Origin of the sequence: Streptomyces sp. NPDC046977 (genome assembly GCF_040644455.1) — a bacterium.
Taxonomy (GTDB): Bacteria; Actinomycetota; Actinomycetes; order Streptomycetales; family Streptomycetaceae; genus Actinacidiphila.
This window is the reverse complement of sequence record NZ_JBEYWO010000026.1, coordinates 1-15,806: the sequence shown is the minus strand read 5'-3', so window position 1 is coordinate 15,806 and position 15,806 is coordinate 1. Positions and strand designations below refer to the sequence as shown.

General features: G+C 71.0%; 14 protein-coding genes. 3 read left to right on the top strand and 11 right to left on the bottom strand.

Annotated features, from left to right (window positions below; genetic code table 11):
* Positions 1-105: 105 nt before the first annotated feature.
* The 11 genes from ABZ883_RS31560 to uvrA form a co-directional block, all read right to left on the bottom strand.
* On the bottom strand, positions 106-441 hold the full coding sequence (locus ABZ883_RS31560; RefSeq protein WP_078862516.1) for an RNA polymerase-binding protein RbpA: 336 nt from the start codon (positions 439-441) through the stop codon (positions 106-108).
* 161 nt (positions 442-602) lie between these two features.
* The gene (gene secG, locus ABZ883_RS31555; RefSeq protein ID WP_326576958.1) at positions 603-839 is read right to left on the bottom strand and encodes a preprotein translocase subunit SecG; all 237 of its coding nucleotides are present in this window, start codon (positions 837-839) and stop codon (positions 603-605) included.
* Positions 840-970: 131 nt separating this feature from the next.
* Positions 971-1,747, bottom strand: a complete 777-nt coding sequence (gene tpiA, locus ABZ883_RS31550) for a triose-phosphate isomerase (protein WP_360912198.1) — start codon at positions 1,745-1,747, stop codon at positions 971-973.
* 3 nt (positions 1,748-1,750) lie between these two features.
* Entirely contained in the window at positions 1,751-2,962 is a 1,212-nt protein-coding gene (locus ABZ883_RS31545; protein WP_360912196.1) for a phosphoglycerate kinase, read from the bottom strand.
* Positions 2,963-3,112: 150 nt separating this feature from the next.
* A complete protein-coding gene (gap, locus tag ABZ883_RS31540; RefSeq protein WP_360912193.1) occupies positions 3,113-4,117 on the bottom strand; it encodes a type I glyceraldehyde-3-phosphate dehydrogenase in 1,005 nt (334 codons plus the stop codon).
* A 182-nt stretch (positions 4,118-4,299) separates the two neighbouring features.
* Positions 4,300-5,277, bottom strand: a complete 978-nt coding sequence (whiA, locus tag ABZ883_RS31535) for a DNA-binding protein WhiA (RefSeq protein WP_319661180.1) — start codon at positions 5,275-5,277, stop codon at positions 4,300-4,302.
* A complete protein-coding gene (gene yvcK, locus ABZ883_RS31530) occupies positions 5,268-6,275 on the bottom strand; it encodes a uridine diphosphate-N-acetylglucosamine-binding protein YvcK (protein ID WP_360912191.1) in 1,008 nt (335 codons plus the stop codon). The genes whiA and yvcK overlap by 10 nt, the downstream gene beginning before the upstream one ends.
* Entirely contained in the window at positions 6,272-7,195 is a 924-nt protein-coding gene (gene rapZ, locus ABZ883_RS31525; RefSeq protein ID WP_360912189.1) for an RNase adapter RapZ, read from the bottom strand. Before rapZ ends, yvcK begins: the two co-directional genes overlap by 4 nt.
* Complete coding sequence (uvrC, locus tag ABZ883_RS31520; protein WP_360912187.1) at positions 7,192-9,249, bottom strand: excinuclease ABC subunit UvrC; 2,058 nt, start codon at positions 9,247-9,249, stop codon at positions 7,192-7,194. The genes rapZ and uvrC overlap by 4 nt, the downstream gene beginning before the upstream one ends.
* 39 nt (positions 9,250-9,288) lie before the next feature.
* Positions 9,289-9,723, bottom strand: a complete 435-nt coding sequence (locus ABZ883_RS31515) for a Rieske (2Fe-2S) protein (protein ID WP_360912184.1) — start codon at positions 9,721-9,723, stop codon at positions 9,289-9,291.
* An 82-nt stretch (positions 9,724-9,805) separates the two neighbouring features.
* Complete coding sequence (gene uvrA, locus ABZ883_RS31510) at positions 9,806-12,727, bottom strand: excinuclease ABC subunit UvrA (RefSeq protein WP_360912182.1); 2,922 nt, start codon at positions 12,725-12,727, stop codon at positions 9,806-9,808.
* A 237-nt stretch (positions 12,728-12,964) separates the two neighbouring features.
* On the opposite strand from uvrA, the gene ABZ883_RS31505 reads away from it, so the two are divergent.
* The 3 genes from ABZ883_RS31505 to ABZ883_RS31495 form a co-directional block, all read left to right on the top strand.
* On the top strand, positions 12,965-13,696 hold the full coding sequence (locus tag ABZ883_RS31505; protein ID WP_360912180.1) for a maleylpyruvate isomerase family mycothiol-dependent enzyme: 732 nt from the start codon (positions 12,965-12,967) through the stop codon (positions 13,694-13,696).
* Between the two features lie 4 nt (positions 13,697-13,700).
* Positions 13,701-14,357 carry an MBL fold metallo-hydrolase gene (locus ABZ883_RS31500; RefSeq protein ID WP_360912176.1) on the top strand — a complete coding sequence of 219 codons (657 nt, stop codon included), beginning with the start codon at positions 13,701-13,703 and terminating at the stop codon, positions 14,355-14,357.
* A gap of 103 nt (positions 14,358-14,460) precedes the next feature.
* Positions 14,461-15,806, top strand: a 1,346-nt coding sequence (locus ABZ883_RS31495) for an MFS transporter (RefSeq protein WP_360912174.1), incomplete at its 3' end; no start/stop codon positions are given.

Sequence of the window (15,806 nt, the reverse complement as noted above, 5' to 3'; positions counted from 1 at the left end):
ACCCAGTGTCGACCGAACGCGACGGCCCGGACCGCGAAAGGAGGAGCTCCTGATCGCGGGCCGGGCCCGTGGTGAATGTCCTGCCGGACGTGCGGCGGGAACCGCTCAGATCTCGCCCCGGAGCTTGGCGAGCGCCTCGGCGAGGATCGCCTCGCCGTCGGCCGCGCTGCGGCGTTCCCGCACATAGGCAAGGTGCGTCTTGTACGGCTCGGTGCGCGGCGGGGCCGGCGGGTTCTCCTCGTCCTGCCCGGCCGGGAAGCCGCAGCGCGGGCAGTCCCAGGTGTCCGGGATCTGCGCGTCGCTCGCGAAACTCGGCTGGGTCTCGTGCCCGTTGGAGCACCAGAAGGAGATGCGCAGCCGCGGCGCGGACTCGCCCCGCTCGGCCTCTCCCATAGGCCCCGCCCCGACCCGACTGCCACGGATCGCGTTGCCACTTGCCACGGTCGTAACTCCCTGCGTGATCGTGCTGCGAGGTCGCCCAGTTTACGGAGACCGGTTCACCCCGCGGCGGCGGGGAGAGGGCACCGTATCCCAAGACGCGCTTCCATGATAAGTCGCGTCGGCGACAAGGCGTCAGTTCTCCCCGGATACGCGGGAGTCGGTCACTTCTGGAACTTGAGCAAAAGACCGAGGGTGACAATGCACGCAAACCACAGCAGACCGATCACAACCGTGATCCGGTCGAGGTTGCGCTCGGCCACCGAGGAACCGCCGACGGACGACTGCATGCCGCCGCCGAACATGTCGGACAGACCGCCGCCCTTGCCCTTGTGCATCAGCACGAGCAGCAACAGCAGCAGGCTGAAGATGATGAGGGCGATGGAGAACCCGATGACCACAGCTGGACCAACTCTCTCGGTGACCTAGGACGAGGCGGGGGCCGGTCGGCTGGCATGCAGCCCACCGGCCCCCGACAGAGTACTTCGGGCAGGGCCCGACAGCCTACTGCCCGCAGAAACGCGTGATCGCGTTACTGGTCGCGGAAGCGGACGATCTTGACGAACTCCTCCGCGTCGAGCGACGCGCCGCCCACGAGGGCGCCGTCCACGTCGGGCTGCGCCATGATCGCCGCGACGTTGCCGCTCTTCACCGAGCCGCCGTACTGGATGCGGACCTCGTCGGCCACCTCCTGGCCGTACAGCTCGGCCAGCCGGCCGCGGATCGCCCCGCAGACCTCCTGGGCGTCCTCGGGGGTGGCGACCTCGCCGGTGCCGATGGCCCACACCGGCTCGTACGCCACGACCAGGGTCTTCGCCTGGTCGGCCGGGACGTCCTTCAGGGCGCCGTCGAGCTGGGCGAGGGTGAAGGGCACCTGGTTGCCGGCCTTGCGGACGTCCAGGCCCTCGCCGACGCACACGATCGGGGTCAGCCCGTGCCGGAAGGCGGCCTTGACCTTGGCGTTGACGATCTCCTCGCCCTCGCCGTGGTACTGGCGGCGCTCGGAGTGGCCGATGACCACGTACGAGCACTTCAGCTTGGCCAGCATCGGGCCGGAGATCTCACCGGTGTACGCGCCGGACTCGTGCGCGGAGAGGTCCTGCGCACCGTACTTGATCTTGAGCTTGTCGGCCTCGGTGAGCGTCTGCACGCCCCTGAGGTCGGTGAAGGGCGGCAGGACGACGACCTCGACGGCGTCGAAGTCCTTGTCGTTGAGCGCGAAGGCGAGCTTCTGGACGTGGGCGATGGCCTCGAGGTGGTTGAGGTTCATCTTCCAGTTGCCCGCCATGATCGGCGTGCGCGCGGTCATCGGTCAGCCCTCCAGTGCGGCGAGGCCGGGGAGCGTCTTGCCCTCGAGGTACTCGAGGCTCGCGCCGCCACCGGTCGAAATGTGGCCGAAAGCGTTCTCGTCGAAGCCCAGGATGCGCACGGCCGCGGCGGAGTCGCCGCCGCCGACGACCGTGAACGCGGGGCTGTCGAGCAGCGCCTGGGCGACCGCACGGGTGCCCTCGGCGTAGTCGGGGTGCTCGAAGACGCCCATCGGGCCGTTCCAGAAGACGGTGGCCGTGTCGGCGAGCTTCGAGGCGAAGAGCTTGCGGGACTCCGGACCGATGTCCAGGCCCATCAGGTCGCCGGGGAAGGCGTCCACGGTCACGGTCACGGGGTTGCCGGCGACCGGGTTCTTCAGGTCGGGGAAGGACGGCGCGCCGACGATGTCCAGGGGCAGCACGAACTCCACGCCCTTGGCCTTCGCACGCTCCAGGTACTCCGCGACGGTGTCGAGCTGGTCCTCCTGCACCAGGCTCTTGCCGACCTCGTGGCCCTGGGCCTTGAGGAACGTGAAGAGCATGCCGCCGCCGATCAGGATGCGGTCGGCGCGGTCCAGCAGGTGGTCGATCACGCCCAGCTTGTCGGAGACCTTGGCACCGCCGAGGACCACCGCGTACGGGCGGGCCACGTCCTCGGTGAGCTTCTTCAGCACACCGACCTCGGTGGCGATCAGCAGGCCGGCGGCGTGCGGCAGCCGGGCCGGCAGGTCGTAGACGGAGGCGTGCTTGCGGTGCACGGCGCCGAAGCCGTCGCCGACGTAGAGCTCGGCGAGGGCGGCCAGCTGGTCGGCGAAGGCGCCGCGCTCGGCGTCGTCCTTGCTGGTCTCGCCCGGGTTGAAGCGCAGGTTCTCCAGCAGCGCGACGCCGCCGTCGGCCAGGGCGCCGACCACGTCGTGGGCGCTGTCCCCGACGGTGTCGGCCGCGAAGGCGACCTTGGTGCCGAGGAGTTCACCGAGCCGGCCGGCGACGGGCGCCAGCGAGAACTGCGGGTCGGGCGCGCCCTTCGGGCGGCCCAGGTGCGAGGCGACGATCACCTTGGCGCCGGCCTCGGCCAGCTTGGCGATAGTCGGCACGACGGCGCGGATACGGCCGTCGTCGGTGATCGTGTCGCCGGACAGCGGCACGTTGAGGTCGGCGCGGACGAAGACCCGCTTGCCGCCGACCCCCTCGTCGATGAGTTCGTCGATCGTCTTCATGGTGAGGACTCTCCTGCCTCGGCCCCTGCCGGCGCGGCGGCACGGCGCTCGCGCCATGGGGCAGTCGTGGAAAGGTCATGGGACAGGGCCCGGACGACATCGCGTCGTTCGGACCCTGTCCTCATCGCATGGCGGGCTGAAGAGCCCTTGTCAGAGCTGGCCGCCGACGAACACGGTCAGGTCGACGAGGCGGTTGGAGTAGCCCCACTCGTTGTCGTACCAGCCGATGACCTTGACCTGCTTGCCCTGAGCCATCGTCAGGGAGGAGTCGAAGGTGCAGGAGGCCGGCCAGTTGACGATGTCCGAGGACACGATCGGGTCCTCGGTGTACTCCAGGATGCCCTTGAGCTGGCCCTCGGCGGCCTTCTGGAAGGCGGCGTTGACCTCGTCCTTGGTGACCTCGCGCTCGAGCTCGATGACCAGGTCGGTCACGGAGCCGGTCGGGACCGGGACGCGCATGGCGATGCCGTCCAGCTTGCCCTTGAGCTGCGGGAGGACCAGGGCGGTGGCCTTCGCGGCACCGGTCGAGGTCGGGATGATGTTCTCGGCGGCGGCACGGGCGCGGCGCAGGTCCTTGTGCGGGAAGTCAAGGATGCGCTGGTCGTTGGTGTACGCGTGCACCGTGGTCATCATGCCCTTGACGATGCCGAAGTTCTCGTCCAGGACCTTCGCCATCGGCGCCACGCAGTTGGTGGTGCAGGAGGCGTTGGAGATGATGTGGTGCTTCGCGGCGTCGTACTTGTCGTTGTTGACGCCCATCACGATCGTGATGTCCTCGTCGGACGCCGGCGCCGAGATGATGACCTTCTTGGCACCACCCTCGATGTGCTTCTTGGCGTCCGCGGCCTTGGTGAAGATGCCGGTCGACTCGATCACGATGTCGACGCCCAGCTCGCCCCACGGGATGTCGGAGGGGTTGCGCTCCGACAGCACCTTGATGGTGTGGCCGTTCACCGTGATGGAGTCGGCGGTGTGGGTGACCTCGGCCTTCAGGCGGCCCAGGATCGTGTCGTACTTGAGCAGGTGCGCCGTGGTGGCGGTGTCGCCCAGGTCGTTGACAGCCACGATCTCGATGTCCGCACCCTGCTCCAGGGCGGCACGGAAGAAGTTACGACCGATGCGACCAAAGCCGTTGATGCCTACGCGGATCGTCACGAACCGATCTCCTCGCTGATGTGCCGGATGCCATTTCGCTCCGGCTGCGACGTATGGGATGTCCCCGACCAAGGACGACCCTACCCCGGCGGGAACCCAGCGGTGACATCGGCACCGCCGGTGCCCGCACTACGGACGGGTAACCGGGCCCGGCGCGGCCGACGCCCCCCGGACGGCCGGTCTCAGCCGACCATTTCCTCGGTCAGGTTGGACTCCGTGCCGGGGATGCCGATGTCGGAGGCGCGCTTGTCGGCCATCGCCAGCAGCCGGCGGATGCGGCCCGCGACCGCGTCCTTGGTGAGCGGCGGCTCCGCCAGCGAGCCCAGCTCCTCCAGCGACGCCTGCTTGTGGTCCATCCGCAGCCGGCCGGCCGCCGCGAGGTGCTCGGGCACCTCCTCGCCGAGGATCTCCAGGGCGCGCTGGACCCGGGCGCCCGCCGCGACCGCCGCGCGGGCGGAGCGGCGCAGGTTCGCGTCGTCGAAGTTGGCGAGCCGGTTGGCCGTGGCGCGCACCTCGCGCCGCATACGGCGCTCCTCCCAGGCGAGCACGGACTCGTGCGCGCCCAGCCGCGTCAACAGCGCGCCGATGGCGTCACCGTCACGGACGACCACGCGGTCGACGTTGCGCACCTCGCGGGCCTTCGCCCCGATCTGCAGCCGACGGGCGGCGCCGACCAGCGCCAAGGCCGCCTCGGGGCCGGGGCAGGTGACCTCCAGGGAGGAGGAGCGGCCCGGCTCGGTGAGCGATCCGTGGGCCAGGAAGGCCCCTCGCCAGGCCGCCTCGGCGTCGCACGTCGCGCCGGAGACCACCTGCGGCGGCAGTCCGCGGATCGGGCGGCCCCGGCCGTCGACGAGCCCGGTCTGCCGGGCCAGCTGGTCACCGCCGGCGACCACCCGCACGACGAACCGGCTGCCGCGGCGCAGCCCGCCGGGCGCCATGACGACGAGGTCGGAGGAGTGCCCGAAGATCTCCAGGATGTCCTTGCGCAGCCTGCGGGCCGCGATCCCGGTGTCCAGCTCCGCCTCGATCACGATGCGGCCGCTGACCAGATGGAGTCCCCCCGCGAACCTGAGGATCGCCGAGACCTCGGCCTTGCGGCAGCAGGTCCGGGTGACGGGGAGCCGGGAGATCTCGTCCTTCACCGCTGGCGTCATCGCCATGGGCCGATCCTTCCATGCATACGAAAAATCCGGTCGAACGCGGCCGCCAGCAACTCCGGGTCGTGCCGCGGCCCGTCGGGCGCGGCGACCCGGGCCAGCTCCACCGTTCCGGACAACCGCTCTGCCGCTTCTGTCAGGCTTCCGCGGTCGGGTACGGCGGCCTCGTCAGCCAGCACCACGTCGATGGTGAGTTTAGGGGCGTGTCGGGCCAAAACCTCCAAGTGACGCTGCGGAGAAAAGCCCTCGGTCTCTCCTGGCTGCGGGGCGAGGTTCAGCGCCAGCACCTTCCGGGCCCGGGTCTCCATCAGCGCGGAGACCAGATCCGGCACCAGGAGATGGGGTATCACCGACGAGAACCAGGAACCCGGTCCCAGCACCACCCAGTCGGCGTCCAGCACGGACTGCACCGCCTCGGGGACGGCCGGAGGGTCGTTCGGGACCAGCTGGACCTCCTGCACCTCACCGGGGGTGAGCGCGACGGTCGCCTGGCCGTGCACCGTGGAGATGTCGTCCGGCTTCTGCGGGTCGTGCCCGCGCACGGTCGCCGTGAGCTCCAGCGGCACGCCGGACATCGGCAGCACCCTGCCGTGCGCCCCGAGCAGCCGGCCCACCCACTCCAGGGCGGCGACCGGGTCGCCGAGCTGCTCCCACAGCGCCACGATCAGCAGATTGCCGACCGCGTGGCCGTGCAGGTCGCCCTGGCTGACGAAGCGGTGCTGGACGACCTTCGACCAGGTCCTGCCCCAGTCGTCGTCACCGCACAGCGCCGCGAGCGCCTTGCGCAGGTCGCCGGGGGGCAGCACGCCCATCTCCTGCCGCAGCCGCCCGCTGGAGCCGCCGTCGTCGGCGACGGTGACGACGGCGGTCAGGTCCTGGGTGATCCGGCGCAGCGCCGACAGCGAGGCGGCCAGTCCGTGGCCGCCACCGAGCGCCACGACCTTCGGTGCCGCACCGCTGCGTTGTGCCGACCGGCGCAAGCGCCGAGTCGTCGTCCTCACTCGCGCCCCATGTCCCGGTGGACGACCACCGTCTCCACGCCGTCCGCGGACAGCCGGGCGGCGAGCCGCTCGGACATGGCCACGCTCCGGTGCTTTCCGCCGGTGCAGCCGACGGCGATCGTCACATAGCGCTTGCCCTCGCGCCGGTACCCCGCGTTGACGATGTGCAGCAACTCCGCGTAGCGGTCCAGGAACTCCTTGGCGCCGGGCTGGTTGAAGACGTACGTGGCGACCTCGTCGTTGAGCCCGGTGAAGGGGCGCAGCTCCGGGACCCAGTGCGGGTTGGGCAGGAAACGGCAGTCGGCGACGAGGTCGGCGTCGACGGGCAGCCCGTACTTGAAGCCGAACGACATGACCGTGGCCCGCAGCTCCGGCTCCTCCTCGCCGGCGAACTGGGCGTCCATCTTGGCGCGCAGTTCGTGGACGTTGAGGCTGGAGGTGTCGATCACCAGGTCCGCGTCGCCGCGCAGCTCGCTCAGCAGCTCGCGCTCCTTGGCGATGCCGTCCACGATCCGGCCGTCGCCCTGCAGCGGGTGCGGACGGCGGACGGACTCGAAGCGGCGCACCAGCGTGTCGTCGGAGGCCTCCAGGAAGAGCACCCGGCGCTTGACGCCCTTCGTGTCCAGGTCCGCCAGCGAGTCGCGCAGATTGTCGAAGAACCGCCGGCCGCGGACGTCCACGACAACGGCGATCCGGGCCACGTTCCCCTGGGAGCGGGCGCCGAGGTCCACCATGGTGGGGATGAGCGCCGGCGGCAGGTTGTCCACCACGAACCAGCCGAGGTCCTCCAGGCACTTGGCGGCGTGGCTGCGGCCCGCGCCGGACATGCCCGAGATGATCACGAGTTCGGGGATCGCCTCCGCGGCTTCACCCGCTCCGCCCGTCGTCACCTGTGTTCCGCCTCCGTCGTTCTCGATCATGATCCCTTCCCCCGTTCCGTGGGGACGGTCACCGGACCGGCCGTCCCCTCTTCTTCCTCAATGATCTCTCCTGTGGCCGTGTTCACGGCCGGGCCGGCCGGGGCGGCCCCGGCCAGGGCCGCGAGCACGGACTCCGCGGTGCGCCGGCCCACACCGGGCACCTCGCAGATCTGCTCGACGCTCGCCGCGCGCAGCCGCTTGAGCGAGCCGAAGTGCTTCAGCAGTGCCTGCCGGCGGCTCTCGCCCAGGCCCGGGACGGAGTCCAGGGCACCGGCCTTCATCGACTTGGACCGCTTGCTGCGCTGGTAGGCGATGGCAAAGCGGTGCGCCTCGTCACGGACGCGCTGCAGCAGGTACAGACCTTCGCTGGTGCGCGGCAGGATGACCGGGTCGTCCTCGCCGGGCAGCCAGACCTCCTCCAGCCGCTTGGCGAGACCGCAGACGGCGACCTCCTCCACGCCCAGTTCCTCCAGGGCCCGCCGGGCCGCCGCGACCTGCGGCGCCCCGCCGTCGACGACGACCAGCTGGGGCGGGTAGGCGAACTTGCGGGGCCGGCCGGTCTCCGGGTCGATGGGGCCGCCCGCGACCTCGGGGCCGGCGCCGTCCTCCGCGCCCGCCCCGTCGCCGTTCCCGTCGACCCACTCGCCGGTGCGCTGCTTCTCCAGCAGGTAGCGGCGGAAACGCCGGGAGACCACCTCGTGCATGGAGCGGACGTCGTCCTGCCCGGCGAAGCTCTTGATCTGGAAGCGCCGGTACTCGCTCTTGCGGGCCAGACCGTCCTCGAAGACCACCATCGAGGCGACGACGTCGTCGCCCTGGAGGTGGGAGATGTCGAAGCACTCGATGCGCAGCGGCGCCGTGTCCAGACCCAGCGCCTCGGCGATCTCCTCCAGGGCGCGGGAGCGGGTGGTCAGGTCGGAGGCACGCCGGGTCTTGTGCAGCGCGAGCGCCTGCAGGGCGTTGCGCTGCACCGTGGCCATCAGGTCCTTCTTGTCGCCGCGCTGCGGGATGCGCAGGCTGACCTGGGAGCCGCGGCGCTCGCTGAGCCACTGCTGGACCGGCTCGTACGGCTCGGGCAGGGCGGGGACCAGCACCTCCTTGGGCACCGAGTCGCCCCGCTCCTCGCCGTACAGCTGCTGCAGGGCGTGCTCGACGAGCTCGGGGGTGCCGATCTCCTCGACCCGGTCGGTGACCCAGCCGCGCTGGCCGCGGACCCGGCCGTCGCGGACGTGGAAGATCTGGACCGCGGCCTCCAGCTCGTCCTCGGCGACGGCGATCAGATCGGCGTCCGTCGCGTCGGCCAGGACGACCGCGTTCTTCTCCATGGCGCGCCGCAGCGCCTCTATGTCGTCCCGCAGCCGGGCGGCCTTCTCGTACTCCATCGCGACCGCGGCGTCCTTCATCTGCTGCTCCAGGCGGCGCAGATACGTGCCGGTGCGGCCCGCCATGAAGTCGCAGAACTCCTCCGCGAGTTGGCGGTGCTCCTCGGGGGTGACCCGGCCGACGCAGGGCGCGGAGCACTTGCCGATGTAGCCGAGCAGGCAGGGCCGGCCGATCTGCGCGGAGCGCTTGAACACCCCGGAGGAGCAGGTGCGCACGGGGAAGACCCGCAGCAGCAGGTCGACGGTCTCGCGGATGGCCCAGGCGTGCGCGTAGGGGCCGAAGTAGCGCACCCCCTTGCGCTTGGGACCGCGCATGACCTGGACGCGGGGGAATTCCTCGTTCATGGTCACCGCGAGCGACGGATAGCTCTTGTCGTCGCGGTACTTGACGTTGAAGCGCGGGTCGAACTCCTTGATCCAGGAGTACTCCAGCTGCAGCGCCTCGACCTCGGTGGTCACCACCGTCCATTCCACGGAGGCGGCGGTGGTGACCATCGTGCGGGTGCGCTGGTGCAGGTTCGCGACGTCCTGGAAGTACGAGGAGAGCCGCTGACGCAGGCTCTTCGCCTTCCCGACGTAGATCACCCGGCCGTGCTGGTCCCGGAACTTGTACACCCCTGGGGACTCCGGGATCTCTCCCGGCCGGGGGCGGTAGCTGGAGGGGTCGGCCATGCCCCCACCCTACTGACTGGCGGTGACAATCCTGTCGCCTCAGACCGACGGACCGGCCACCAGCTTGCCCGCCTCGATCCGGATGCCGACGGACGGCAGCGGCCGGGCGGCGGGACCGTGTTCGACGGCGCCGGTGGCGGCGTTGAAACCGCTGCCGTGGCAGGGGCAGGAGAGGGTGGTGCCGCTCAGCTTGTTGCAGACGCAGCCCTGGTGCGTGCACACGGCGCTGTAGGCCTTGTAGACGCCCTTGGTGGGCTGGGCTACGACGACTTTGGCGTCCGTGTACAGCTTCGCGCCGCCGACGGGCACCTCGGAGGCGGCACCGAGTTCCACGGGGCTGGTCGGCCCGGTGGAGTCGGCGCCGTCCTCGGAGCCGCCGCCGCAGGCGGTGAGGCCCAGTCCCGCGACGCCGGCGACAGCGGCGCCCCTCAGCACGGTTCGGCGGCAGGGAGGAAATCCGGTGGTGTCAAGCATGGCAGCGCTCCGCTTCGGCACGTGGGGAAAAGTCGACCTTGGACGGATCTGACCTTACGTGCCGAAGCTCTGCGCAGCCCTGTCAGGCCTTGGCCGCCGCTTTCTTCCTGGTGGTGCTGGTCCGCTTGCGGGCGGCCGGCACCGGCGGGGCGTCGGAGATCCGCTCGGCACCCAGGATGTCCCGCAGGAACTTGCCGGTGTGGCTCGCTCCCACCCCCGCCACCTGCTCGGGCGTGCCTTCCGCGATCACCAGTCCGCCGCCGCTGCCGCCTTCGGGGCCCATGTCGATGACCCAGTCCGCGGTCTTGATCACATCGAGGTTGTGCTCGATGACGATCACGGTGTTGCCCTTCTCGACCAGTCCGGACAGCACCTTGATCAGCTTGCTGATGTCCTCGAAGTGCAGACCGGTGGTCGGCTCGTCCAGGACGTAGACCGTGCGACCGGTGGAGCGCTTCTGCAGTTCCGAGGCGAGCTTGACGCGCTGCGCCTCGCCACCGGAGAGCGTGGTCGCCGACTGGCCGAGCCGCACGTACCCCAGGCCGACCTCGGTGAGGGTCCGCAGATGCCGCGCGATGGTCGGCACCGCCTCGAAGAAGTCCAGCGCCTCGGAGATCGGCATGTCCAGGACCTCGGCGATGGACTTGCCCTTGTAGTGGACCTCCAGGGTCTCCCGGTTGTACCGGGCACCGTGGCAGACCTCGCACGGGACGTAGACGTCCGGGAGGAAGTTCATCTCGATCTTGATCGTGCCGTCGCCGGAGCAGTTCTCGCAGCGCCCGCCCTTGACGTTGAAGGAGAAGCGGCCCGGCAGATAGCCGCGCACCTTCGCCTCCATCGTCTCCGCGAAGAGCCGGCGGACGTGGTCGAAGACACCGGTGTACGTCGCCGGGTTGGAACGCGGCGTGCGGCCGATCGGCGACTGGTCGACATGGACCACCTTGTCGACGAGATCGTCGCCGTCGACCCGGGTGTGCCGGCCCGGGACGCCCCGGGCGCCGTTCAGTTCACGCGCCAGGTGGGTGTAGAGGATGTCGTTGACGAGGGTCGACTTCCCGGAGCCGGAGACACCGGTGACCGCGGTGAAGACACCCAGCGGGAAGGACACGTCGATGTCCCGCAGGTTGTTCTCCTTGGCGCCGCGCACCGTCAGCTGTCGGCCGGTCTCCAGCGGCCGCCGCACGGGCGGGATCGGGATCTGGCGCTTGCCGGCCAGATACTGGCCGGTCAGCGACTCCTCGTTGCGCAGCAGCTCCGCCAGGGAGCCGCTGTGCACCACCTTGCCACCGTGCTCACCCGCGCCGGGGCCGATGTCGACCACCCAGTCGGAGGTCTTGATGGTGTCCTCGTCGTGCTCGACCACGATCAGGGTGTTGCCGAGGTCGCGCAGCCGCACCAGCGTCTCGATGAGCCGGTGGTTGTCCCGCTGGTGCAGGCCGATCGACGGCTCGTCGAGCACATAGAGCACGCCGACCAGGCCGGAGCCGATCTGCGTGGCCAGCCGGATGCGCTGGGCCTCGCCACCGGACAGGGTGCCCGCGGCGCGGTTGAGCGAGAGGTAGTCCAGGCCGACGTCGACCAGGAAGCGCAGTCGCTCGTTGACCTCCTTCAGCACCCGCTCGGCGATGGTCTTCTCGCGCGCGCTCAGCCTCATCCCGCGCAGGAACTCCGCGCAGTCGCTGATCGACATCGCGGAGACGTCGGCGATCGACTTGTCCTGCACCGTGACGGCCAGCACGATCGGCTTGAGCCGGGTGCCCTGGCAGGTCGGGCAGGGCACCTCGCGCATGTAGCCCTCGAAGCGCTCGCGGCTGGAGTCGCTCTCGGACTCCGCGTGCCGGCGCCGCACGAAGGGGATCGCCCCTTCGAAGGCGGTGGTGTAGGAGCGCTCCCGGCCGTAGCGGTTGCGGTAACGCACCTCGATCTGCGTCCGGTGCCCGTTGAGCAGGGCCTTCTTCGCCCGCTGGGGCAGTCCGGCCCACGGGATGTCGGTGCGGAAGCCGAGTTCGTCGGCGAGCGCGCCGATCAGGCGCTGGAAGTAGTCCCGCGTGTGGCCGAGCGACCAGGGGGCGATGGCGCCCTCGTCGAGGGACTTGTCCTCGTCGGGGACGACCAGCTCCGGGTCGACCTCCATGCGGGTGCCGATGCCGGTGCACTCCGGGCAGGCGCCGAAGGGCGAGTTGAAGGAGAAGGAGCGCGGCTCCATCTCCTCGAAGGACAGGTCGTCGTACGGGCAGTACAGGTGCTCGGAGAACATCCGCTCCCGCTGCGGGTCGTCCTCGGGGAGGTCGACGAAGTCCAGGACGACCATGCCGCCGGACAGCCCGAGCGCGGTCTCGACCGAGTCGGTCAGCCGGCGCTTGGCGCTGTCCTTGACGGTGAGGCGGTCGACGACCACCTCGATGGTGTGCTTCTCCTGCTTCTTCAGCTTGGGCGGCTCGGTCAGCTGGACCGTGGCGCCGTCGACCCGGGCCCGGCTGTAGCCCTTGGTCTGCAGGTCCGCGAAGAGGTCGGCGAACTCGCCCTTGCGCTCGCGGACGAGCGGCGAGAGCACCTGGAAGCGGGAGCCCTCCTCCAGCTCGAGCACCCGGTCGACGATCGCCTGCGGCGACTGCCGGGAGATCGGGCGGCCGCACTCGGGGCAGTGCGGCTTGCCGATGCGGGCGAAGAGCAGGCGCAGGTAGTCGTAGACCTCGGTGATGGTGCCGACGGTCGAGCGCGGGTTGCGGGAGGTCGACTTCTGGTCGATCGAGACGGCCGGTGACAGGCCCTCGATGAAGTCGACGTCCGGCTTGTCCATCTGCCCCAGGAACTGCCGGGCGTAGGAGGAGAGCGACTCCACGTAGCGGCGCTGTCCCTCGGCGAAGATCGTGTCGAACGCCAGGGACGACTTCCCCGAGCCGGACAGGCCGGTGAAGACGATGAGCGAGTCCCGTGGGAGGTCGAGCGACACGTTCTTCAGGTTGTGCTCGCGAGCGCCACGGACGGTAAGTCGATCGGCCACGCCAGTGCGTACCTTTCATAGAACAGACAAGGGGCAAGCTCCAACGCCCCCAGACAGCCTAAACGGGGCGCCGACGGGATTTCTTCCGCTTGCGACGAGAACGAGCCTATAGCACGCACATTCGATTTACGGCCGCAGTGCGGCACCTTCACCCGATCGAGTGTCCCGCGCTAGCGTCTTCGGGACGATGTGGATCACCCGCACCCATCCTGCACCTCTGTGCGACAAGGAGGCCCCGTGTCTGTCCAACGACCCGACCCCGAGCACGATGCGGCAGAGCTGCGCCAAGCCACCGAACGGCTGATCGAGGCCGTCTCCGTGCTCGCGCCCACGAGCGTCGCCGAGCCGTCCCGCCTCCCCGGCTGGACCCGCGGCCACGTCCTGACCCACCTGGCCCGCAACGCCGACTCGCTGGTGAACCTGCTCATCTGGGCCCGCACCGGCGAGGAGGTCCCCCAGTACGCCAGCGGGGAGAGCCGGGACCGCGACATCGAGGCCGGCTCCGGCCGCCCGCTCACCGAGCAGCTGGACGACCTGCGCCGGTCCGCGGCCCGGCTCGCGGCCGCGATCGAGGAGACCCCGCCGCAGTGCTGGGCGTCCCAGGTGGTCATGCGCTCCGGCCACGTCATCGCCGCCGCCGAGATCCCCTACGCGCGCCTCATGGAGATCTACTTCCACCACGTCGACCTCGGCATCGGCTACACCTGCGAGCACCTCCCCCTGCCCTTCTCGGTCCGCGAGCTGGCCGCCGTCATCGACGACCTGTCCGGCCACGAGGGCGTCGCCGCCGTCCGCCTGCACGACACCGACAGCGGCGAGAAATGGGTGATCGGCGCCGCACTGGAGCCCGAACTGACGGTGAGCGGTGCCCGGCACGCCCTGCTGGGCTGGATCACCGGCCGTTCCGACGGCAAGGACCTCGGCGTTGAGCCGGACGTGCCCCTGCCCGTGCTGCCGCCACTAGGCTGAGGCCATGACGTACAGCGGCGAGGTCAGGGTGGGCGGCGCGCCCGACGTGCACGAACTCAAGGACCTCATCATCACCAAGGTCGCGGTCGGCCCGATGGACAACAACGCGTACGTGCTGCGCTGCCGCGCCACGGACGAGCAGTTGCTGATCGACGCGGCCGACGACGCGCGCACGCTGATCGAGGTGGCCGGCGACGACGGGCTCGCGTCCGTCGTCACCACGCACCGGCACGGCGACCACTGGCAGGCCCTGCAGGCCGTGGTGGAGGCGACCGGCGCCCGCACCTACGCCGGCCGGCACGACGCCGAGGGCATCCCGGTCCGCACCGACGTCCCCGTCGAGGACGGCGACACGATCAGCGTCGGCCGGGTCACGCTCACCGCCCGCCACCTGGTGGGCCACACCCCCGGCAGCATCGTCCTCATCTACGACGACCCACACGGCCACCCGCACGTCTTCACCGGCGACTGCCTGTTCCCGGGGGGCGTCGGCAACACCCACCGCAACCCCGACCACTTCACGAGCCTCTTCGAGGGCGTCAAGGCCAAGCTCTTCGACACCCTCCCCGACGAGACCTGGGTCTACCCCGGGCACGGCCGGGACACCACACTCGGCGACGAGCGGCCGCACCTCGCCGAATGGCGCGAACGCGGCTGGTGAACGCGGTTCGCGGGGGTGGTGCCACCGCATCGGCGGCGCCACCCCCGCGCACCCCGGTCGTTGGACCGGCGTGCGCACTACTGCCTCCGGCACTCCTGTTCCCATGACCCGGATCGCGGCGGCCTCGGCGGCCGGGACCGCGATCGAGTTCTACGACTTCTTCGCCTACGGCACGGCGGCCGCCCTCGTCCTGGGGCCGCTGTTCTTCCCCGCCTTCTCCCCCGTCGCCGGGACGCTCGCCGCGTTCGGCACCTTCGCCGTGGGCTTCGTCGCCCGGCCGCTGGGCTCGGTGCTGTTCGGCCACATCGGCGACCGCCTCGGGCGGCGTCCGGTGCTGATGGGCTCCCTGCTGCTGACCGGGGCCTCGACGACCGCCGTGGGCCTGGTGCCCTCCTACGACGCGATCGGGGCGGCCGCACCCGTGATCCTGGTGGCACTGCGGTTCCTCCAGGGGCTCGGGCTGGGCGGCGAGTGGGGCGGGGCGGTGCTGCTGGCCGCGGAGCACGCCCCCGCGCGGCGGCGCGGACTGTGGGCGAGCCTGCCGCAGACCGGTCCCGCGGTGGGCTTCGTGTTGGCGAACGGGATCGTGCTGGCGCTGTCGGCGGGGCTGAGCGACACCGCGTTCCGCTCCTGGGGGTGGCGTGTGCCGTTCTGGGCGGCGGGGGCTCTGGCGCTGGCCGGGCTCGCGCTGCGGGCCGCGCTCCCCGAGACCCCGCAGTTCGAGCGCGCCGCCGAGCGGGGCGAGCTGTCCCGGGTGCCGCTGGTGGAACTGCTGCGGGGCCACTGGCGGCTGCTGCTGCTCACTGCGGGCGCGATGGCCTGCGGCTACGCCGTCTTCTACACCGTGACGACCTGGTCGCTGGCGTACGCCACCGAACGGCTCGGCATGGACCGCACCGTGGTGCTCGGCTGCGTCCTGGCGGCCGTCGTGGTCAAGGGCGCGGCAACGCCCTGGGCGGGGCTGCTCGGCGACCGCTTCGGGCGGCGTCCCCTGGCGCTCGCGGGGACGGCCGCGATGGGGGTGGTGATCTTCCCCTACGCCTGGCTGCTGGGCACCGGCTCGCCGGCGGCGCTCGTCCTGGGCTCCGCCGCCCAGCTGCTGGCGTTCATCGCGGTCTTCGCGGTGCTGGGGGCGTATCTGCCCGAGCTGTACCCGCCGCATGTGCGCTGCACCGGCGCCTCGCTCGGCTACAACCTCGGCGGGATCCTGGGCGGCGCCCTCACCCCGGTCGCCGCGACCCGGCTGGCGGGCGACGGCGGCGGCGCGCCCTGGGCGGTGGCGGTCTACGTCGCGGCGGTCGCGCTGCTCAGCACGGTCTGCTTCGCGGCGCTGCCGGACCCGCGACGTGCGGTCGCGGCGACGCGGGTGGACGAGCGGACGGCGGCAACGGCGGCGGGGGGGGGGGGCCCGGCGCGGGGGGGCCCCCCCCGGGGGGGGGCCCCCGCGGG

Coding starts and splice junctions, on each gene's coding strand:
- rapZ (WP_360912189.1), bottom strand. CDS start 7,195: ATGATCGAGAACGACGGAGGCGGAACACAGGTGACGACGGGCGGAGCG.
- ABZ883_RS31500 (WP_360912176.1), top strand. CDS start 13,701: ATGACGTACAGCGGCGAGGTCAGGGTGGGCGGCGCGCCCGACGTGCAC.
- uvrC (WP_360912187.1), bottom strand. CDS start 9,249: ATGGCCGACCCCTCCAGCTACCGCCCCCGGCCGGGAGAGATCCCGGAG.
- whiA (WP_319661180.1), bottom strand. CDS start 5,277: ATGGCGATGACGCCAGCGGTGAAGGACGAGATCTCCCGGCTCCCCGTC.
- ABZ883_RS31545 (WP_360912196.1), bottom strand. CDS start 2,962: ATGAAGACGATCGACGAACTCATCGACGAGGGGGTCGGCGGCAAGCGG.
- tpiA (WP_360912198.1), bottom strand. CDS start 1,747: ATGACCGCGCGCACGCCGATCATGGCGGGCAACTGGAAGATGAACCTC.
- ABZ883_RS31515 (WP_360912184.1), bottom strand. CDS start 9,723: ATGCTTGACACCACCGGATTTCCTCCCTGCCGCCGAACCGTGCTGAGG.